Consider the following 20510-nt stretch of genomic DNA (forward strand, 5'->3'; position numbering starts at 1 on the left):
GTCGTCGGCACCGGCGTTTGGATCTCTTTTAAGCCACCGTGAGCTGTCCGTGAGGCGCCCTTGACTGGATCATGAAGTGTCATGAGCCTGGCAGGGGTTCGCCGCCGTGGCGAACCACTGCTAGGGGGGTACATGAGACACAGAGCGAGATCGATCCTCGCTGTCGGCGCGCTCCTGATCGGCGGAGCCGCACTCGCGCCCATGGCCCAGGCGCAGACCGGGGGTTCGGCGAAGCCCGACCCCGACGAGGTCAAGGTCTACCGTGCCGACGTCACCAAGAAGCAGATTCCGTTGCTGCTCAAGGCAGGCCAGGACGGTCATGAGCTCGGCGACCAGGTCACCGGATCCGGCAAGACCGAAGTCGAGCTCTATCTCACCGGCGGGCAGGCCCGGACCCTGGAGAAGCAGGGCGTCGACCTCACCGAGCACACGCTGTCGGCCAAGGCGGAGACGCGTGTCGCGGGCGCCTCCCAGGGCGTGTTCCGCCCCTACAGCGGCAGCGGCGGGCTCAAGGAGGAGATCCTCCGGACCGCGCAGGCCAACCCCCGCCTCACCAAGGTCGAGTCCATCGGCAGGACGATCAGTGGCCAGGACATCCTCGCGCTCAAACTGACCAAGGGCGCGAAGAGCTCCAAGGACGGCTCGAAGCCCTCCGTGCTGTACGTGTCCAACCAGCACGCGCGCGAGTGGATCACGCCGGAGATGACCCGCCGGCTGATGCACTACTACCTGGACAACTACAGCACCGACAAGCGCATCAAGAAGATCGTCGACTCGACCGAGCTGTGGTTCGTGCTGTCCGCCAACCCCGACGGCTACGACTACACCTTCCAGAACTCCGACGCCCGCCTGTGGCGCAAGAACCTGCGGGACGTCAACGGCGACGGCGCCATCAGCACGGGTGACGGCGTCGACCTCAACCGCAACTTCGGCTACAAGTGGGGCTACGACGACGAGGGTTCGTCCCCGAACCCCACCAGCGAGACCTACCGCGGTGCGAGCCCCGAGTCCGAGCCCGAGACCAAGGCACTGGACCACTTCGAGAAGCGCGTCGGCTTCTCGTACGGCATCAACTACCACTCGGCCGCCGAACTCCTCCTCTACGGCGTCGGCTGGCAGGTGGCCACCCCGACCCCGGACGACGTCCTCTACAAGGCGCTCGCGGGCACCCCGGACCACTCGGCGATCCCCGGCTACCATCCGCAGGTCTCCTCGGAGCTCTACACCACCAACGGCGAGGCGGACGGCCACGCGTCGAACGTCAACGGCATGGCGATGTTCACCCCCGAGATGTCGACCTGCCAGACCGCCTCGAACATCGATCCGAACGACGCCTGGAACGCCGCCGACTGCCAGTCGGTCTTCAACTTCCCGGACGACGAGACGCTGATCCAGGACGAGTTCGCGAAGAACGTTCCGTTCGCGCTCTCCGTCGCCGAGACCGCCGCCCACCCCGACCAGCCGGTCTCCTCGGTCGGTCTGAGTGCCGCCGACTTCACCCCGGCCACGTTCTCCACGTCGTACTCGCGCGGCGCCGACCAGGAGGTCTCCGCCGTCGTCCGCAAGGCGATCCGCGACAAGGAGCTGAAGTACCGCGTCAACGGCGGCCGCACGCTCGACAGGGCGCTCAAGCCCTGGAAGGGCGGCGAGACCTACGGCGGCGAGGACAACCTCTACTTCGACGAGTACCGGGCCAAGGTGAAGGACGGCGTGCCGGGCGACAAGGTCGAGGTCTGGTTCACCGGTGAGACGAAGAACGGCAAGAAGGTCTCCAGCTCGCACTTCACGTACACCGTCGCCGAGCGCCCCAAGGCGGACGCCCTGGTGGTCGCCGAGGAAGGCGCCAAGGCCACCGAGGCCCAGACCTATGTCGACGCGCTGAAGGCGGCCGGGCACAAGGCGGTCGTCTGGGACGTCGCCACCCAGGGCGCGCCCGACGCGCTCGGCGTGCTGAAGCACTTCGGGACGGTCGTCCACTACTCCGGTGCCAAGGGCCCAGGCAATGACACCCAGCTGCAGCTGCGCGCCTATCTCAACGAGGGCGGCAAGCTGCTCGAGGCGGGCGAGCTGGCCGGCGGCAGCGTCGACCTCGGCGACGGCACCCCGTCCAACGACTTCAGCCAGTACTACCTGGGCGCCTACTCCCGTACGTCGACACCGGGCGCCACCGGCTTCACCGGCTCCGGTGCGCTGGACGGCTTCGGCGGAGCCCTGGGCGGCACCGCCGCCAACCCGCTCGACAAGGCCGGGACCTACTCCGTCACCTCCGACGAGCTCTCCACCGACACCTACCCCCAGTTCGCCAGCGCGGGCGCCGGCCAGTTCGCCGGGACCATCAACCCGTACGGGCCGTACTCGGGGTCCTACATGGCGGCGGCCGTTCACACCGACGACGCCTACAAGCGCCTCACCCGCACCATCGACCTCACCGGCATCACCGCGGCCGACCAGCCGGCCCTGAGCGCCAAGCTGCTCTGGGACACCGAGCCCGGCTACGACCACGCGGTGGTCGAGGCGCACACCGTGGGCGCCGACGACTGGACGACCCTGCCCGACGCGGGCGGCGCCACCAGTGACGCCGTGCCGAGCGAGTGCGGGGCCGGGTTCCTGATCGCCGAACACCCGTGGCTCAAGCACTACCTGACCATCGGGAACAACCAGTGCACCGCGAGCGGCACCACCGGCTCCTGGCACAGCCTCACCGGCAGCTCCGCGGGCTGGCAGTCCGTGAAGTTCGACCTGAGCGCCTACGCCGGGAAGACCGTCGAGCTCTCCATCGGCTACATCACCGACCCGAGCACCGGCGGACACGGCGTCCTCGTCGACGACGCCTCGCTTCTGACCGGCACCACGGCCACCGAGACCGAGGGCTTCGAGACCTCCCTCGGCCCCTGGAGCGTCAGCGGGCCGCCGGCGGGCAGTCCGGCCGTCCTCAAGGACTGGGAGCGCACCGGAGCCCTGTTCAAGACGTACGGGGCCGTCTCCACCGGCCGCACCGTGCTGCTCGGCTTCGGCCTGGAACAGGTCACCTCGGCCGCCGAGCGGGCCACTCTGGTGAAGAAGGCGTTGACGGCACTCGACAACTGATGGCGACGGCAGGCGACAAGTGAGCCGACCCGCTCACGAACGAGTGACAACACGCTGAAACGTGGTCGGCATTCCGTGACAAAACGGCGTGATACGGCCCCCGATCCGAGGTGGTCCGTACCCCTACTGGCGGGTACGGACCGCCTCGCCGTGTATGGGGCATCTGGATGTCACCCCGGGAGCCTCAGGGAGGTAGGGTCGGGGGTGGTCGGGGACATCCCAAATACAGCTCGCCGGCACCGCATGGCCGGCGTACCAACGAGGAGATCGGTTCGTGACGATCCGCGTAGGCATCAACGGCTTCGGCCGCATTGGTCGCAACTACTTCCGCGCGCTGCTGGAGCAGGGTGCTGACATCGAGATCGTGGCTGTCAACGACCTGGGTGACACCGCGACCACCGCCCACCTGCTCAAGTACGACACGATCCTTGGGCGCCTCAAGGCCGAGGTCTCGCACACCGCCGACACCATCACGGTCGACGGTCACACCATCAAGGTCCTGTCCGAGCGCAACCCCTCCGACATCCCGTGGGGCGAGCTGGGCGTCGACATCGTCATCGAGTCGACCGGCATCTTCACCAAGAAGGAAGACGCCGCCAAGCACATCGCCGGTGGTGCGAAGAAGGTCCTCATCTCGGCTCCGGCCAAGGACGAGGACATCACCATCGTGATGGGCGTCAACCAGGACAAGTACGACCCGGCGAGCCACCACGTCATCTCCAACGCCTCCTGCACCACCAACTGTGTGGCGCCGATGGCGAAGGTCCTCGACGAGAACTTCGGCATCGTCAAGGGCCTGATGACGACGGTGCACGCGTACACGAACGATCAGCGGATCCTGGACTTCCCGCACAAGGACCTGCGTCGCGCGCGTGCCGCCGCCGAGAACATCATCCCGACCACCACCGGTGCCGCGAAGGCCACCGCCCTGGTCCTGCCGCAGCTCAAGGGCAAGCTGGACGGCATCGCGATGCGCGTCCCGGTCCCGACCGGCTCGGCCACCGACCTGGTCGTCACGCTGCAGCGCGAGGTCACCAAGGACGAGGTCAACGCCGCGTTCAAGAAGGCCTCCGAGGACGGCGACCTGAGCGGCTACCTGGCGTACACCGAGGACGAGATCGTCTCCTCGGACATCGTCGGCGACCCGGCCTCCTGCACCTTCGACTCCTCCCTGACCATGGTCCAGGAGGGCAACACGGTGAAGATCCTCGGCTGGTACGACAACGAGTGGGGCTACTCCAACCGCCTCGTCGACCTCACGGTCTTCGTCGGCAACCAGCTCTGATCGGCCAAGCAGGCACCTCGATGCGGTAGCAGGGCTCGGGCAGCGCACGGTCGCGCCGCCCGAGCCCTGACGCACGTAAGGATCGACCCGGCGGCTACGGTTCGATCAGCCCTCGTACGATCAAGAGCCCTCCTGTAGGAGTCCCCAAACCATGAAGACGATCGACGAACTCCTCGCCGAAGGGGTCGACGGCAAGCGGGTCTTCGTCCGCGCCGACCTCAACGTGCCGATGTCCGACGGCCTCATCACCGACGACGGCCGCATCCGCGCCGTCCTGCCCACCGTCAAGGCCCTCGCCGACGCGGGCGCCAAGGTGGTCGTCGCCTCCCACCTGGGCCGTCCCAAGGGCGCCCCGGACCCCAAGTTCTCCCTGCTCCAGGCCGCCGAGCGGCTCGCCGAACTCCTCGGCGCCCCGGTCGCCTTCGCCCAGGACACCGTCGGCCCCGCCGCCCACGACGCGGTGAACGGCCTGCAGCCCGGCCAGGTCGCGGTCATCGAGAACCTGCGCTTCAACGCCGGCGAGACCGCCAAGGACGACACCGAGCGCGGTGAGTTCGCCGACCAGCTGGCCGCCCTCGCGGACGTCTACGTCGGCGACGGCTTCGGCGCCGTGCACCGCAAGCACGCCTCCGTCTACGACCTCCCGGCCCGGCTGCCGCACTACGCCGGCTACCTGATCGCCACCGAGGTCGGCGTCCTGAAGAAGCTCACCGAGGACGTCCAGCGCCCCTACGTGGTGGTGCTCGGCGGCGCCAAGGTCTCCGACAAGCTCGCCGTCATCGACGAACTGCTCGGCAAGGCCGACCGCCTCCTCATCGGCGGCGGCATGGTCTACACCTTCCTCAAGGCCAAGGGGTACGAGGTCGGCAGCTCCCTCCTCCAGGAGGACCAGCTCGGCACCGTCACCGAGTACCTGGAGCGCGCCGAGAAGACCGGCGTGGAGATCGTCCTGCCCGTCGACACGCTGGTCGCGCCCGAGTTCCCGGACCTGTCGGGCAAGGCCCCGTCCCACCCCAGCACGGTCGCCGCGGACGCCATGCCGGCCGGCCAGATGGGCCTGGACATCGGCCCGGAGACGGCCAAGCTCTACGCCTCGAAGCTCGCCGACGCCGCCACCGTCTTCTGGAACGGCCCGATGGGGGTCTTCGAGCACCCCGACTACGCCGCGGGCACCCGGGCGGTCGCCCAGGCTCTCGTCGAGTCCAAGGGCTTCACCGTCGTCGGCGGCGGTGACTCCGCAGCCGCCGTGCGCATCCTCGGCTTCGACGAGAACGCGTTCGGACACATCTCGACCGGTGGCGGCGCCTCCCTCGAATACCTCGAGGGCAAGACGCTCCCCGGCCTCGCCGCACTGGAGGACTGACCCCGTATGACCACTCGCACGCCGATCATGGCGGGCAACTGGAAGATGAACCTCAACCACCTCGAGGCCATCGCGCACGTCCAGAAGCTCGCCTTCGCCCTGGCCGACAAGGACTACGAGGCCGTCGAGGTCGCCGTCCTGCCGCCCTTCACCGACCTGCGTTCCGTGCAGACCCTGGTCGACGGCGACAAGCTCAAGATCAAGTACGGTGCCCAGGACCTCTCGGCGCACGACTCCGGCGCCTACACCGGCGAGATCTCCGGCCCCATGCTGACGAAGCTGAAGTGCACGTACGTGGTCATCGGCCACTCCGAGCGCCGGCAGTACCACGCCGAGACCGACGAGATCGTGAACGCCAAGGTCAAGGCCGCCTACAAGCACGGTCTGACCCCGATCCTGTGCGTCGGCGAGGAGCTGGAGGTCCGCGAGGCGGGCAACCACGTCTCCCACACCCTCGCCCAGGTCGAGGGCGGTCTCAAGGACGTCCCGGCCGAGCAGGCCGAGTCGATCGTGATCGCCTACGAGCCCGTCTGGGCCATCGGCACCGGCAAGGTCTGCGGTTCCGGGGACGCCCAGGAGGTCTGCGCCGCGATCCGCGGCAAGCTCGCCGAGCTGTACGGCCAGGAGCTGGCCGACCAGGTCCGCATCCAGTACGGCGGCTCCGTCAAGGCCGGCAACGTGGCCGAGATCATGGCGCAGGCCGACATCGACGGCGCGCTGGTCGGCGGCGCCTCGCTGGACGCCGACGAATTCGTCAAGATCGTGCGCTTCCGCGACCAGTGAGCAGAACTGCGAGTAGGCGGTAGCGGCGATCCGTCGTACCCTTGCGGGGCCGAAACTGTTACGTGGAGCCCGTTCCGGGCTTCGGTCCCGGTTCCGGCCCCGCAGTCCATCCGTATCCGAGGAAGTTGGTCCAGCCGTGGTTTTGGGGTTCTCGATCGCCCTGATCGTCTTCAGCCTGCTGATGATGCTGCTGGTGCTGATGCACAAGGGCAAGGGCGGCGGTCTCTCCGACATGTTCGGTGGCGGCATGCAGTCCTCCGTCGGCGGCTCCTCGGTCGCCGAGCGGAACCTGGACCGGATCACCGTGGTGATCGGTCTGCTGTGGTTCGCGTGCATCATCGTCCTCGGCATGCTGATGAAGACGAACAGCTGATCCGCGACTCGCACACACGCACAATCCGCACGTAAGGCCCCATGTTCGGTACGCGCCCCTGAGCGCGGCCTATCATGGGGCTTGCGTCTAGGCGCGGGGGGCGGTAACTCCCAACACTGGACGCGCGTTGGGCCTTACGTAGACTGAGGCGCTCGCAACGAAGCGACACGCCGACTCGCTTCGCGGCACCATCACGCAGGGAGTTACGACCGTGGCAAGTGGCAACGCGATCCGAGGTAGCCGGGTCGGGGCGGGGCCGATGGGCGAGGCCGAGCGCGGCGAGTCCGCGCCGCGTCTGCGCATCTCCTTCTGGTGCTCCAACGGGCATGAGACGCAGCCGAGCTTCGCCAGCGACGCGCAGGTGCCCGAGACCTGGGACTGCCCGCGCTGTGGCTTCCCGGCCGGTCAGGACCGGGACAACCCGCCGGACCCGCCGCGCACCGAGCCGTACAAGACGCACCTCGCGTACGTACGGGAGCGGCGCAGCGACGCGGACGGCGAGGCGATCCTCGCCGAGGCGCTCGCCAAACTGCGGGGCGAGATCTAGGAGTCGGGAACCGGCCGGGTGCCTGAGGGCGCCTGGCCGGAGTTGTCTCCGCGGCCGGGACCCGGGCCGTTGTCAGTGGTGCCCTCTACGGTTTGTGCATTGACGAACCGTGAGGGGGCGATGATGGCGGTGCAGGAGCGGGCGCCCGCGTGGCGCGGGGGATTCGGGCGGCTGTGGACGGCCGCCGTGGTCTCCCGGTTCGGGGACGCGTTACGGACGTCCGCGCTGCCCCTGCTGGCCGCGCGCCTGACCGACGATCCCCTCGCCATCGCCTCGGTGACCGCCTGCGGTTACGTGCCGTGGCTGCTGTTCGGGCTGCTCGGCGGCGCCGTCGCGGACCGGGTGGACCAGCGGCGCGCCATGTGGGCCGTGGACACCGTACGAGGGCTGCTCGTCGCCGCCTTCGCGCTCGCCGTGGGGCTCGGCCACGCCTCGGTCCCGCTGCTGCTCCTGCTCGCCTTCGCACTGACCACACTCCAGACGCTCTTCGACAACGCGTCCACCGCCCTGCTGCCCTCCCTGGTCGACCGGCAGACACTGGGCGGGGCCAACGCCCGGCTGATGACCGGGCAGCAGATCGCGGGCGGGCTGCTCGGCGCCCCGCTGGTCCCGCTGCTGCTGGCCGCCGGCGCGTTCATGCCCTTCGCCGCGGACGCGACCACCTATCTGGCGGCCGCCGCTCTGGTCGCCTCCCTGCGGACCGGGCCGCCGGAGCGGGCGCCGCGCCCGGCCGGCAGTACCCTGCGCACCGAGATCGGCGAGGGCCTGCGCGCGCTGTGGCAGGACCGCGCCCTGCGGGCGGTCTGCGTGGCCACGCTGCTCTGCAACATCGGCATGGGCGCCCTGATCGCCACCCTGGTGCTGCATGTGACGCGCTGGCTGCACGCGGGCAGCGCGGGATACGCGGCGGCCATGACCGCGTACTCGGCCGGCAGCATCGCCGGTGGCTTCCTCGCCCAGCGCGTCGCACGCCGCACCGGGCGGGTGCGCGCCCTGCTGGTCGCCGGGACGGTCCAGACGGCGTCCCTGGTCCTCATCGGCTCCGTCCGCCACCTCGGCGCCCTCGTCATCGGCATGCTGCTGCTCGGCGCGATGAACATGGTGTGGAACGTCAACCAGGTCACGCTGATGCAGCAACGCGCACCCGAGTCGATGACCGGCCGGATCGCCGCCGCCTTCCGTACCTCCTCGACGTCCGGCGCGCCGCTCGGCGCCCTCCTCGGCGGAGCCGTCGCCGGGGCGTACGGCCTGAACGGGCCCGCGCTGCTCGCCGCCGTCCTGTTCGGTCTGGCCGTCACCTCGTTGATACCGGTGCGCAAGCCGGACGTACCTGTTGTTGCGCCGCGGGACGGCGCGACAGCAGGCCGCGTCCCACGCTGATCAATTAGGTTGGAACGGCAGCGGGGCAGGCACGCAACAGGACAGGTGCAAGGAAGAAGGCTGAAGTCGCACATGAACGCAGACGGCCGTACCAGGCTCAACCAGACGCCCGAGTGGACCGCGCTCGCCAAGCACCGGGAGGAGCTCGCCGACACCCATCTGCGGGACCTGTTCGCCGCCGACCCGGCGCGCGGCACGGGCTACACCCTCCAGGTCGGTGACCTCCACATCGACTACTCGAAGCACCTGGTCAACGACGACACGCTGCGGCTGCTGCGCGAGCTGGCCGCCGCCACCGACGTCTTCGGCCTGCGGGACGCCATGTTCCGCGGTGAGAAGATCAACGTCACCGAGAACCGCGCCGTGCTGCACACGGCACTGCGCGCCCCGCGTGACGCGGTGATCGAGGTCGACGGCGAGAACGTCGTCCCGCAGGTGCACGCGGTCCTGGACAAGATGGGCGGCTTCGCCGACCGCGTCCGCTCCGGCGCCTGGACCGGCCACACCGGCAAGCGCATCAAGAACGTGGTCAACGTCGGCATCGGCGGCTCCGACCTCGGCCCGGCGATGGCCTACGAGGTGCTGCGCAGCTTCGCCGACCGCGACCTCACGGTCCGCTTCGTGTCCAACGTCGACGGCGCCGACCTGCACGAGGCCACCCGCGACCTGGACGCGGCCGAGACGCTGTTCGTCATCGCCTCGAAGACGTTCACCACGATCGAGACGATCACCAACGCCACCTCGGCCCGCAACTGGCTGCTCGGCGAGCTGAAGGCCGGTCAGGACGCCGTCGCCAAGCACTTCGTGGCCCTGTCGACCAACTCCGAGAAGGTCGCCGACTTCGGCATCGACACGGAGAACATGTTCGAGTTCTGGGACTGGGTCGGCGGCCGCTACTCGTACGACTCCGCGATCGGCCTCTCCCTGATGATCGCCATCGGCCCGGACCGCTTCCGCGAGATGCTCGACGGCTTCCACCTGGTCGACGAGCACTTCCGCACCGCCCCCGCCGAGTCCAACGTCCCGCTCCTGCTGGGCCTGCTCGGCATCTGGTACGACAACTTCCACGACGCCCAGTCGCATGCGGTACTGCCGTACAGCCACTACCTGTCGAAGTTCACCGCGTATCTCCAGCAGCTGGACATGGAGTCCAACGGCAAGCACGTGGCGCGGGACGGCAAGGAGGTCGACTGGACCACCGGCCCGGTTGTCTGGGGCACGCCCGGCACCAACGGGCAGCACGCGTACTACCAGTTGATCCACCAGGGCACGAAGCTGATCCCGGCAGACTTCATCGGCTTCGCCGAGCCGGTCGCCGAGCTGAGCGGTGAACTCAAGGCGCAGCACGACCTGTTGATGGCGAACTTCTTCGCCCAGACCCAGGCGCTGGCCTTCGGCAAGACGGCCGAGGAGGTCCGCGCGGAGGGCGTGCCGGAAGAGTTGGTCGCGCACAAGACCTTCAAGGGCAACCGCCCGACGACCACGATCCTCGCCCGCGCACTGACCCCGTCGGTCCTCGGCCAGCTCGTCGCCCTCTACGAGCACAAGGTGTTCACCCAGGGCGCCGTCTGGAACATCGACTCCTTCGACCAGTGGGGCGTGGAGCTCGGCAAGGTCCTCGCCAAGCGCGTCGAACCGGCACTGACGCAGGGCACGGAGGTGCCCGGCCTGGACCCGTCGACGAAGGCCCTGGTGAGCAAGTACCGGGAGCTGCGCGGGCGCTAGGCCCGGTCATGAAAGAACCCGTACGGCCACCGGCCGTACGGGTTCTGCACAGGTTCCTTCAGGGCTTCGTCACGGTGAAGCCGGCGGGTACAGCGATCGGGGGAGTTGGGCTGCCGCTGCCGTGTCCAGGAGCCACAGGGTGCGCTGGCGGCCCCGGGCGCCCGCTGCCGGGGCCTGGATCTCGCCCGCGCCCGAGAGGGCGATGGCGACGGCCTCGGCCTTGTCCTCGCCCGCCGCCAGCAGCCAGACCTCGCGGGCCGAGCGGATGGCGGGAAGGGTGAGGGAGACGCGGGTCGGCGGCGGCTTGGGGGCGCCGTGGACGCCCACCACCGTGCGCTCCGTCTCCCGGACCGCGGGCAGCTCCGGGAAGAGCGAGGCCACGTGGGTGTCCGGGCCGACGCCCAGCATCAGGACGTCGAAGGTCGGTACCGAGCCGTGATTTTCCGGGCCGGCCGCGCGGGCCAGTTCCGCGGCGTAGGACTCGGCGGCCGCCTCCACGTCCGCGCCCCAGGGGCCGTCCGACGCGGGCATGGCGTGCACGCGCTTCGGGTCCACCGGGACCTGGTCGAGCAGGGCTTCCCGGGCCTGGGTGACATTGCGCTCCGGGTCGTCCTCGGGGAGGAAGCGTTCGTCGCCCCACCACAGGTCGAGCCGGCTCCAGTCGATGGCGTCCCGGGCCGGAGCCGCCGCGAGAGCCGCGAGCAGGCCGTTGCCGTTGCGGCCGCCCGTGAGGACCACGGACGCCTCGCCCCGGGAGGCCTGGGCGTCCACGATCTTCGTGATCAGGCGGGCCGCGGCGGCCTGCGCCATCAGCTCCTTGTCGTGGTGCACGACCAGCTGGGGAGTGCTCATGTCGCCTTCGCCCTCTTCGTCAGCGGTTCCTTCGCCGCCGCTTCGGGCGCGGGAGCTTCCGGGGCAGCGGCTTCGACGGCCGGTTCTCCTTTGGGCAACGGCTCGGAGACCGGGGCGGCCGGGGCGGCCGGGGCCGCCGGTACCGGTTCCGCGGCCGGCGAGACCGACGCGTTCAGCCGCTCCACGCCGAACCGCAGCGCCGACGCGTACGTGTCGTCCGGGTCGAGCCGCCGCAGTTCCTCCGCGATCAGCTCGGCCGTCTCCCGCCGCTTCAGCGCCACCGCGCGGTCCGGCTGGCCGTCGATGGACAGCGTCGCCAAGGAGCCGTCCGCGCGGTCCAGCGCGATCGGACCCTCGCTGGTCTGCATACGGACCGCCGTGAGGCCCGGGCCGGACGAGAGGGAGCGCTTGACGGGGACGTCCAGCCGGTCCGCGAGCCACATCGCCAGCAGCTCGCAGCTCGGGTTGAACTCCTCGCCCTCCACCTCGACGGCCTTGACCTCGCAGACCACCTGGTCCAGGGCCGCCGCCAGCATCGAGCGCCAGGGCGTGATCCGGGTCCAGGACAGGTCCGTGTCACCGGGGGTGTAGGCGTCCGCGCGGGCGGACAGCTCCCGTACCGGCTGTTCGGAGGAGTAGGTGTCGGTGACCCGGCGCTGGGCGAGGGCGCCCAGCGGGTCCTTCGCCGGGTCGACGGGGGCGTTCACCGGCCACCAGGCGACGACCGGCGCGTCCGGCAGCAGCAGCGGCAGGACGACCGAGTCGGCGTGGTCCGCGACCTCGCCGTACAGCCGCAGGATCACCGTCTCGCCGGAGCCCGCGTCCGCGCCCACCCGGACCTCGGCGTCCAGGCGGGACGTCGTACGGTCGCGGGGGGAGCGGGAGACGCGCCTGATGACGACCAGCGTGCGCGAGGGGTGCTCGTGCGAGGCGTCGCCGGCGGCCTTCAGGGCGTCGTACGCGTTCTCCTCGTCGGTGACGATGACAAGGGTGAGCACCATGCCCACGGCGGGCGTGCCGATGGCCCGGCGACCCTGTACCAGCGCCTTGTTGACCTTGCCGGCCGTGGTGTCCGTGAGGTCTATCTTCATGGCCGGCGCCAGCTCCGTCCGTCTCGTGCGAGCATCTCGTCGGCCTCGGCGGGACCCCAGGTGCCCGACGGGTACTGGGCGGGCCTGCCGTGCTGGTCCCAGTAGTCCTCGACCGGGTCGAGGATCTTCCAGGACAGCTCGACCTCCTCCGTGCGCGGGAAGAGGTTGGCGTCGCCGAGCAGCACGTCCAGGATCAGACGCTCGTACGCCTCCGGCGAGGACTCGGTGAACGACTCGCCGTAGGCGAAGTCCATCGAGACGTCCCGGATCTCCATGGAGGTGCCCGGCACCTTGGAGCCGAAGCGGACCGTGATGCCCTCGTCGGGCTGGACGCGGATGACGACCGCGTTCTGCCCGAGTTCCTCGGTGGCGGTGTGGTCGAAGGGGGAGTGCGGGGCCCGCTGGAAGACCACCGCGATCTCGGTGACCCGGCGGCCCAGCCGCTTGCCGGTGCGCAGGTAGAACGGCACGCCGGCCCAGCGGCGGTTGTCGATCTCCAGCCTCACGGCCGCGTAGGTGTCGGTCTTCGACTTGCCGTCGATGCCGTCCTCTTCGAGGTAGCCGATGACCTTCTCGCCGCCCTGCCAGCCGGCCGCGTACTGGCCGCGCACGGTGTGGCTGCCCAGGTCGTCCGGCAGCCGTACCGCGCCGAGCACCTTCTCCTTCTCGGCGGCCAGCGCGTCCGCGTCGAAGGAGGCGGGCTCCTCCATCGCGGTCAGGGCCATCAGCTGGAGCAGGTGGTTCTGGATGACGTCACGGGCGGCACCGATGCCGTCGTAGTAGCCGGCCCGGCCGCCGATGCCGATGTCCTCGGCCATGGTGATCTGGACGTGGTCCACGAAGGACCGGTTCCAGATCGGTTCGAACATGGTGTTGGCGAAGCGCAGCGCCAGGATGTTCTGGACGGTCTCCTTGCCGAGGTAGTGGTCGATCCGGAACACCTGGTCCGGTTCGAACACCTCGTGCACGACCTTGTTCAGCTCCTCGGCCGACTTCAGGTCGTGGCCGAAGGGCTTCTCGATGACCGCGCGCCGCCAGGAGCCGCCGGACTGGTCGGCAAGACCGTGCTTCTTCAGCTGCTGGATGACGACAGGGAAGGAGCGCGGCGGGACGGACAGGTAGAAGGCGAAGTTGCCGCCGGTGCCCTGCGCCTTGTCCAGCTCCTCGATGGTGGAGCGGAGCCGCTCGAAGGCGTCGTCGTCGTCGAAGGTGCCCTGGACGAAGCGCATCCCCTGGATGAGCTGCTGCCAGACCTCCTCGCGGAACGGGGTGCGGGCGTGTTCCTTGACGGCGTCGTGGACCTCGGCGGCGAAGTCCTCGTTGGCCCACTCGCGGCGGGCGAAACCGACCAGGGAGAAGCCCGGCGGCAGCAGACCCCGGTTGGCGAGGTCGTAGACCGCGGGCATGAGCTTCTTGCGGGAGAGGTCGCCCGTGACGCCGAAGATGACCAGACCCGACGGTCCCGCGATACGCGGGAGCCGTCGGTCTGCGGGGTCACGCAGCGGGTTGCTGCTCGACAATTTAGCCCTCCGAAGGGGCCAGGCGCTCCAGCTCCGCCTGGGTCGACTTGAGCAGGTCGTTCCAGGAGGCCTCGAACTTCTCGACGCCCTCGTCCTCCAGAACCTGGACCACGTCGTCGTACGAGATGCCCAGCCGCTCGACGGCGTCGAGGTCGGCGCGGGCCTGCTCGTAGGTGCCGGTGATCGTGTCGCCGGTGATGCCGCCGTGGTCCTCGACCGCGAGGAGGGTGGCCTCCGGCATGGTGTTCACAGTGTTCGGCGCGACCAGGTCGTCGACGTACAGGGTGTCCTTGTACGCCGGGTCCTTCACACCGGTCGACGCCCACAGCGGACGCTGCTTGTTGGCGCCCGCGCTCTCCAGCGCGCTCCAGCGGGAGGTCGAGAAGACCTCCTCGTACGCCTGGTAGGCGAGCCGGGCGTTGGCGACGGCGGCCTTGCCGCGCAGCGCCTTGGCCTCGTCGGTGCCCAGGTCGTTCAGGCGCTTGTCGATCTCGGTGTCCACACGGGACACGAAGAACGACGCCACCGAACGGATGAGCGAGAGGTCCAGGCCGCGCTCCTTGGCCTTCTCCAGGCCGCTCAGGTACGCGTCCATGACCTTGCGGTAACGCTCCAGCGAGAAGATCAGCGTGACGTTGACGCTGATGCCGAGGCCGATGACCTCGGTGATGGCCGGCAGACCCGCCTCGGTGGCCGGGATCTTGATGAGCGTGTTGGGGCGGTCCACCAGCCAGGCCAGCTGCTTGGCCTCGGCGACGGTCGCCTTGGTGTTGTGCGCCAGGCGCGGGTCGACCTCGATCGACACCCGGCCGTCCTGGCCGTCGGTCGCGTCGAACACCGGGCGCAGGATGTCGGCGGCGTCCCGGACGTCCGCCGTGGTGATCATGCGGACGGCCTCTTCGACCGTGACCTTGCGGGCGGCGAGGTCCGACAGCTGCTGGTCGTAGCCGTCGCCCTGCGAGATCGCCTTCTGGAAGATGGTCGGGTTGGTGGTGACGCCCACGACGTGCTGCTGGTCGATCAGCTCGGCGAGGTTGCCGGACGTGATCCGCTTGCGCGACAGGTCGTCCAGCCAGATCGCGACGCCCTCCTCGGAGAGGCGCTTGAGTGCGTCTGTCATGGAATTACATCTCCTACGTGTCGTATATGAGCGTCAGCGCTGGGCGGCGGCGATGGATTCCCGGGCCTTGGCGGCCACGTTCTCGGCAGTGAAGCCGAATTCGCGGAAGAGCACCTTGCCGTCCGCGGAAGCACCGAAGTGCTCCAGGGAAACGATGCGGCCGGCGTCCCCGACGTACTTGTGCCAGGTGAGACCGATACCCGCCTCGACCGACACACGCGCCCTGACGGACGGCGGCAGCACGCTGTCCCGGTACCCCTGGTCCTGCTCCTCGAACCACTCCACGCACGGCATGGAGACGACCCGGGTGGGTACGCCGTCGGCCTCGAGCTGCTCGCGCGCCTCGACGGCGACGTGCACCTCGGAACCGGTGGCGATGAGGATGACCTCGGGGGTCCCGTTCGACGCCTCGAAGAGGACGTAACCGCCCTTGACCGTGTCCTCGTTGGACTCGTAGACCGGCACGCCCTGGCGGGTCAGTGCCAGGCCGTGCGGGGCACCCTTGCCGAAGACCTTGGTGTAACGCCGGAGGATCTCGCGCCAGGCGATCGCGGTCTCGTTGGCGTCCGCCGGGCGGACCACGTTCAGACCGGGGATGGCGCGCAGCGAAGCGAGGTGCTCGACCGGCTGGTGGGTGGGGCCGTCCTCGCCGAGACCGATGGAGTCGTGGGTCCACACGTACGTCACCGGCAGGTGCATCAGCGCCGACAGCCGCACGGCGTTGCGCATGTAGTCGGAGAAGACGAGGAACGTACCGCCGTAGACACGGGTGTTGCCGTGCAGGGTGATGCCGTTCATCTCCGCGGCCATGGAGTGCTCGCGGATACCGAAGTGGATGGTGCGGCCGTAGGGGTTCGCACCCGGCAGCGGGTTGTCCGCCGGCAGGAACGAGCTGTCCTTGTCGATGGTCGTGTTGTTCGACCCGGCCAGGTCGGCGGAGCCGCCCCACAGCTCGGGGATCACGGCACCGAGCGCCTGGAGCACCTTGCCGGACGCCGCGCGGGTGGCGACTCCCTTGCCGGGCTCGAAGACCGGGATCTTCTCCTCCCAGCCCTTGGGCAGTTCGCCCGCGGCGACGCGGTCGAACTCGGCGGCCCGCTCGGCGTTGTTGTCACGCCACAGCTGGAACGACTTCTCCCACTCGGCCTTGGCGGCGGCACCGCGCTCGCCGGCCTGGCGGGTGTGGGCGAGGACCTCCTCGGCGACGTCGAAGGACTTCTCCGGGTCGAAGCCGAGGACGCGCTTGGTGGCCGCGACCTCGTCCGCGCCGAGCGCCGAGCCGTGGGCGGCCTCGGTGTTCTGCGCGTTCGGGGCGGGCCAGGCGATGATCGAGCGCATCGCGATGAAGGACGGCCTGTCCGTCACCTTCTTCGCGGCCTCGATCGCGTTGTAGAGGGCGTGCGGGTCCAGGTCGCCGTCCGGCTTCGGGGCGATGCGCTGCACATGCCAGCCGTACGCCTCATAGCGCTTGACGGTGTCCTCGGAGACGGCCGTCTCGGTGTCGCCCTCGATCGAGATGTGGTTGTCGTCCCACAGCAGGACCAGGTTGCCGAGCTTCTGGTGGCCGGCCATCGAGGACGCCTCGGCGGAGATGCCCTCCTGGAGGCAGCCGTCACCGGCGATGCAGTAGATGTAGTGGTCGAAGGGGGACTCGCCCTGCGGCGCGTCCGGGTCGAACAGGCCGCGCTCGTAGCGGGAGGCCATGGCCATGCCGACGGCGTTGGCGACACCCTGGCCGAGGGGGCCGGTGGTGGTCTCCACGCCCTTGGTGTGGCCGTACTCCGGGTGACCCGGGGTCTTCGAGCCCCAGGTGCGGAAAGCTTCGAGGTCTTCCAGCTCCAGGCCGAAGCCGGCCAGGTAGAGCTGCGTGTAGAGGGTCAGCGACGAGTGACCGGCGGACAGCACGAAACGGTCGCGGCCCACCCAGTCGGGGTCGGACGGGTCGTGCCGCATCACCTTCTGGAAGAGGGTGTACGCGGCCGGCGCCAGGCTCATCGCCGTACCCGGATGGCCGTTGCCGACCTTCTGTACGGCGTCGGCGGCCAGGACGCGGGCGGTGTCGACGGCCCGCTGGTCCAACTCGGTCCAGTCGAGGTCTGTGGTGGTCGGCTTGGTGCTCACCCTGGGTCAGGGCTCCTCTCCACATGTTCGGTTACCGGTCCACGGGCACACGCCCACACCGGCTGCCGGTGCACCGGGTGCCCACCGGCCGCTGTCGAGCCTACCCCCGTAAGGACGTGCGTTTTTTCGAGTGTTTCCAGACTGCCGGGCCTTGCGGGGATCCGCCTCCCGACTGGCCGGGAAGGCATTCGGCACATGAATACGCAGCCGCTCATCTGACTGCTCAACCGAGCCCTCTCCCGGCTCTCCCGAGACGCCTGCCAACACGACCCCACCCCCGCGAAGGTCGGGGTATGGGCAACGTCTAAAGTGGCGTGGTACGCGCGAGCCTTTACCGGGACTTCACATGGGGAGGCTTGCTGGGATGTCTCTGTCAGGGGTGTGCGTGACGGCCGTCGAATCCCGTCCTGGGGGCACCTCCCAGGCCCTTAAGGCACTGGGGGAGGGGGTGCTCGGTGCGAGCGAGAGCCCGAGCCACCGGCCGTTCGGGGCCCGTGTCAAAGCTTTCGTGGCGCTGACCAAGCCACGGATCATCGAGCTGTTGCTCATCACCACCGTTCCGGTGATGTTCCTGGCGCAGCAGGGCGTGCCCGATCTGACGCTGGTGCTGCTCACCTGCGTCGGCGGGTACCTCTCGGCGGGCGGTGCCAACGCGCTGAACATGTACATCGACCGGGACATCGACGCGCTGATGGACCGCACCTCGCAGCGCCCGCTGGTGACCGGCATGGTCAGCCCGCGCGAGTGCCTCGCGTTCGGCATCACCCTGGCGGTCGTCTCCACCCTGTTGTTCGGTTTCACCGTCAACTGGCTGAGCGCCTGGCTGTCACTCGGAGCGCTCCTCTTCTACGTCGTCGTCTACACGATGATCCTCAAACGCCGTACCTCGCAGAACATCGTGTGGGGCGGCATCGCCGGCTGTCTGCCGGTGCTGATCGGCTGGTCGGCCGTCACCGACTCCATGTCGTGGGCGCCGATCATCCTCTTCCTCGTCATGTTCTTCTGGACGCCGCCGCACTACTGGCCGCTGTCCATGAAGGTGAAGGACGACTACGCGCGCGTGGGCGTGCCGATGCTGCCGGTGGTCGCCTCCAACAAGGTGGTCGCCAAGCAGATCGTCATCTACAGCTGGGTGATGGTCGCGGTCTCGCTGCTCCTCACCCCCCTCGGCTACACCGGCTGGTTCTACACGCTGGTCGCCCTGGTGGCGGGCGGCTGGTGGCTGTGGGAGGCGCACGGGCTGCAGAACCGCGCGAAGGCCGAGGTGACGGGCGGGAAGCTCAAGGAGATGCGCCTGTTCCACTGGTCCATCACCTATGTGTCGCTGCTGTTCGTGGCGGTGGCCGTGGACCCCTTCCTGCGCTGACCCCGAGCGGGCCCACATCACACCGCCCTGCCCTCGCCAGTCGATCTACTCGTGAGTAGCATCCTGCTCATGGCAGACACGCAGCAGGTTGACCAGAAGGCCGAGCGCAAGGTCGCGCGCCTCGCCAAGCAGATCGGCACCTTCGCCAAGGCCCACGGCGGCGCCGAGGGCCAGGTGGCCCACATCGGCGAACGCGGCGCCCGCATCGTCCTCGTCGGCGAGGACGGCGGCTGGGGCGACCTGGTGGCCCCGAGCACCGAGATCGCCCGGCAGGCGGTGGAGAAGGCGGGCATCACCGTCCACGAGTCCTTCGACGGCGAGTTCGCCGCGAAGGTCCAGACGGGGGCTTACGAGTGGAAGCGGATGGCCGGCATTCAGGTAGGCGGCTGAACAAGCGCCCCTGAAGGGGCGCGGGGCTGGGTCCGACATGCGGCTCCGCCGCGTGGCCGCGACCAGCCCTCACCAGGCCGCGGCCGAAGAACGACCGCACACCGCGACCTCCATCCCGGTTCACCCGTTAAGACGGTCAAGCAACCGTCCACCTCGGGGAGCCCGGATGATCGACACGCCGTCCCTGGTGGACCAGTACTGCCACGGAGTGCTCCGCACCGAGCTGGGCCTGGGCACCTTCGAGACCCAGCTCGCCCGCACCGAAGGCCCCCCGGCCCCCGGCACCACCCTCTTCGACACCCAGACCGGTTTCGCGGTACGGCGCTGGTGCCCCCCGCTCCTCGGCCTGGAACCCCACTGCCCGCCCGCCCGCTACCTCGCCCGGCGCCGTGAACTCGGCGTCCTGGAGGCGGGCCGGCGTCTGCTGCGCGGCAGCGGCATCACCACCTACCTCGTCGACACCGGCCTCCCCGGCGACCTCACCGGCCCCGCGGAGCTGGCGTCCACCGGCGCCGCCCAGGCCAGGGAGATCGTCCGCCTGGAGCTTCTGGCCGAGCAGGTCGCCGACACCTCCGGGACCGTCGAGTCCTTCCTCGCCAACCTCGCCGAGTCGGTGCACGGCGCGGCGGCGAACGCGGTCGCCTTCACCTCCGTCGCGGGCTTGCGGCACGGCCTCGCGCTGGCCCCCGAGCCGCCCGGACCCGGTGAGGTGCGAGGCGCCGCGGGCCGCTGGCTGGCGGCCCGGCCGGTCGGCGGCGAGCTGACCGACCCGGTTCTCCTACGGCACCTGCTGTGGATCGCCGTGGCCTCCGGTCTCCCGCTCCAGCTGCACGCGGGCCTCGGCGAGCCCGGCGCGCGGATCGACCGTACCGACCCGGTCCTGCTGACCGACTTCGTCCGGGCCACGGCGGGCCTCGGCACCGACCTGGTCCTGCTGCACGGCTACCCCTACCACCGCCACGCCGCCCATCTGGCCGGCGTCTTCCCGCACGTCTACGCCGACTCGGGCGCGGCCCTGGTCCGCATCGGCGCCCGGGCCGCGACGATCCTCGCCGAAATCCTGGAACTGGCACCGTTCGGCAAGATCCTCTTCTCCAGCGGCGCCCACGGCCTGCCCGAACTGCACGTCGTCGGCGCCCGGCTCTTCCGCGAGTCCCTCGCCCGGGTCCTCGGCACCTGGGTCGCCGAGGGCGCCTGGTCGCTCGCCGACGCCCAGCGCGTGGCCAAGCTGATCGCGGCGGGGAACGCGAGGCGGGTGTACGGCCTGGACTGAGCCGCACGGACCGCGCGCCTGCCGACCGGGACGCCGCTGTCGCCGGTGCCGGACCGGGAACCCGGCGACTTCGTCGTACGCGCGGGGCGGTCCGGTCTTCGAGCGGGAGTCGCTCGATCTGCTGCCCGGCCGTGGGGCGCCCGCCGAGCGGTGGACGGCGCGCGGGGCCCGGCTGACCGGGACTGGCAGGGTCCGGCTGACCCGGGACTGGCAGGGTCCGGCTGAACCGGGACT

General features: G+C 69.7%; 16 protein-coding genes. 11 read left to right on the forward strand and 5 right to left on the reverse strand.

Annotated features, from left to right (window positions below; genetic code table 11):
* Positions 1-132 precede the first annotated feature (132 nt).
* The 8 genes from AB0N16_RS21550 (at position 133) to pgi (ending at position 10543) form a co-directional block, all read left to right on the forward strand.
* Positions 133-3087 (forward strand): M14 family zinc carboxypeptidase, encoded by a 2955-nt coding sequence (locus AB0N16_RS21550; RefSeq protein ID WP_365798971.1) that lies wholly within the window; start codon positions 133-135, stop codon positions 3085-3087.
* 274 nt (positions 3088-3361) lie between these two features.
* Positions 3362-4372, forward strand: a complete 1011-nt coding sequence (gap, locus tag AB0N16_RS21555) for a type I glyceraldehyde-3-phosphate dehydrogenase (protein ID WP_365798973.1) — start codon at positions 3362-3364, stop codon at positions 4370-4372.
* 151 nt (positions 4373-4523) lie between these two features.
* Positions 4524-5735: a phosphoglycerate kinase gene (locus AB0N16_RS21560; RefSeq protein ID WP_365798975.1), complete on the forward strand. Its 1212-nt coding sequence runs from the start codon at positions 4524-4526 to the stop codon at positions 5733-5735.
* Positions 5736-5741: 6 nt separating this feature from the next.
* Positions 5742-6518 (forward strand): triose-phosphate isomerase, encoded by a 777-nt coding sequence (gene tpiA, locus AB0N16_RS21565; protein WP_365798978.1) that lies wholly within the window; start codon positions 5742-5744, stop codon positions 6516-6518.
* Positions 6519-6660: 142 nt separating this feature from the next.
* The gene (gene secG / locus AB0N16_RS21570; protein WP_351733361.1) at positions 6661-6891 is read left to right on the forward strand and encodes a preprotein translocase subunit SecG; all 231 of its coding nucleotides are present in this window, start codon (positions 6661-6663) and stop codon (positions 6889-6891) included.
* A 211-nt stretch (positions 6892-7102) separates the two neighbouring features.
* Positions 7103-7438: an RNA polymerase-binding protein RbpA gene (locus AB0N16_RS21575; protein ID WP_003976875.1), complete on the forward strand. Its 336-nt coding sequence runs from the start codon at positions 7103-7105 to the stop codon at positions 7436-7438.
* Between the two features lie 186 nt (positions 7439-7624).
* Entirely contained in the window at positions 7625-8818 is a 1194-nt protein-coding gene (locus tag AB0N16_RS21580) for an MFS transporter (RefSeq protein ID WP_365799306.1), read from the forward strand.
* 72 nt (positions 8819-8890) lie between these two features.
* On the forward strand, positions 8891-10543 hold the full coding sequence (gene pgi / locus AB0N16_RS21585; protein WP_365798980.1) for a glucose-6-phosphate isomerase: 1653 nt from the start codon (positions 8891-8893) through the stop codon (positions 10541-10543).
* A 69-nt stretch (positions 10544-10612) separates the two neighbouring features.
* Here pgi and pgl read toward each other — a convergent pair whose 3' ends face one another.
* Genes pgl through tkt form a run of 5 tightly spaced genes read right to left on the reverse strand, consistent with a single transcriptional unit; the run spans position 10613 to position 17247 of the window.
* Positions 10613-11395, reverse strand: coding sequence for a 6-phosphogluconolactonase (gene pgl / locus AB0N16_RS21590; protein WP_365798982.1), 783 nt, complete (start codon positions 11393-11395; stop codon positions 10613-10615).
* Positions 11392-12486 carry a glucose-6-phosphate dehydrogenase assembly protein OpcA gene (gene opcA, locus AB0N16_RS21595; RefSeq protein ID WP_365798984.1) on the reverse strand — a complete coding sequence of 365 codons (1095 nt, stop codon included), beginning with the start codon at positions 12484-12486 and terminating at the stop codon, positions 11392-11394. The genes pgl and opcA overlap by 4 nt, the downstream gene beginning before the upstream one ends.
* A complete protein-coding gene (gene zwf, locus AB0N16_RS21600; protein WP_365798986.1) occupies positions 12483-14006 on the reverse strand; it encodes a glucose-6-phosphate dehydrogenase in 1524 nt (507 codons plus the stop codon). The genes opcA and zwf overlap by 4 nt, the downstream gene beginning before the upstream one ends.
* A 1-nt stretch (position 14007) precedes the next feature.
* Positions 14008-15126, reverse strand: coding sequence for a transaldolase (tal, locus tag AB0N16_RS21605; protein ID WP_365798988.1), 1119 nt, complete (start codon positions 15124-15126; stop codon positions 14008-14010).
* Positions 15127-15159: 33 nt separating this feature from the next.
* Positions 15160-17247, reverse strand: a complete 2088-nt coding sequence (tkt, locus tag AB0N16_RS21610; protein WP_365798990.1) for a transketolase — start codon at positions 17245-17247, stop codon at positions 15160-15162.
* 448 nt (positions 17248-17695) lie between these two features.
* On the opposite strand from tkt, the gene AB0N16_RS21615 reads away from it, so the two are divergent.
* The 3 genes from AB0N16_RS21615 (at position 17696) to AB0N16_RS21625 (ending at position 20276) form a co-directional block, all read left to right on the forward strand.
* Entirely contained in the window at positions 17696-18613 is a 918-nt protein-coding gene (locus AB0N16_RS21615; RefSeq protein WP_365799308.1) for a heme o synthase, read from the forward strand.
* 69 nt (positions 18614-18682) lie between these two features.
* A complete protein-coding gene (locus tag AB0N16_RS21620) occupies positions 18683-19003 on the forward strand; it encodes a hypothetical protein (RefSeq protein ID WP_365798992.1) in 321 nt (106 codons plus the stop codon).
* 166 nt (positions 19004-19169) lie between these two features.
* Positions 19170-20276 (forward strand): amidohydrolase family protein, encoded by a 1107-nt coding sequence (locus tag AB0N16_RS21625; RefSeq protein WP_365798994.1) that lies wholly within the window; start codon positions 19170-19172, stop codon positions 20274-20276.
* Positions 20277-20510: the final 234 nt, after the last annotated feature.

This window comes from Streptomyces sp. NPDC051105 (assembly GCF_040682795.1).
Taxonomy (GTDB): domain Bacteria; phylum Actinomycetota; class Actinomycetes; order Streptomycetales; family Streptomycetaceae; genus Streptomyces.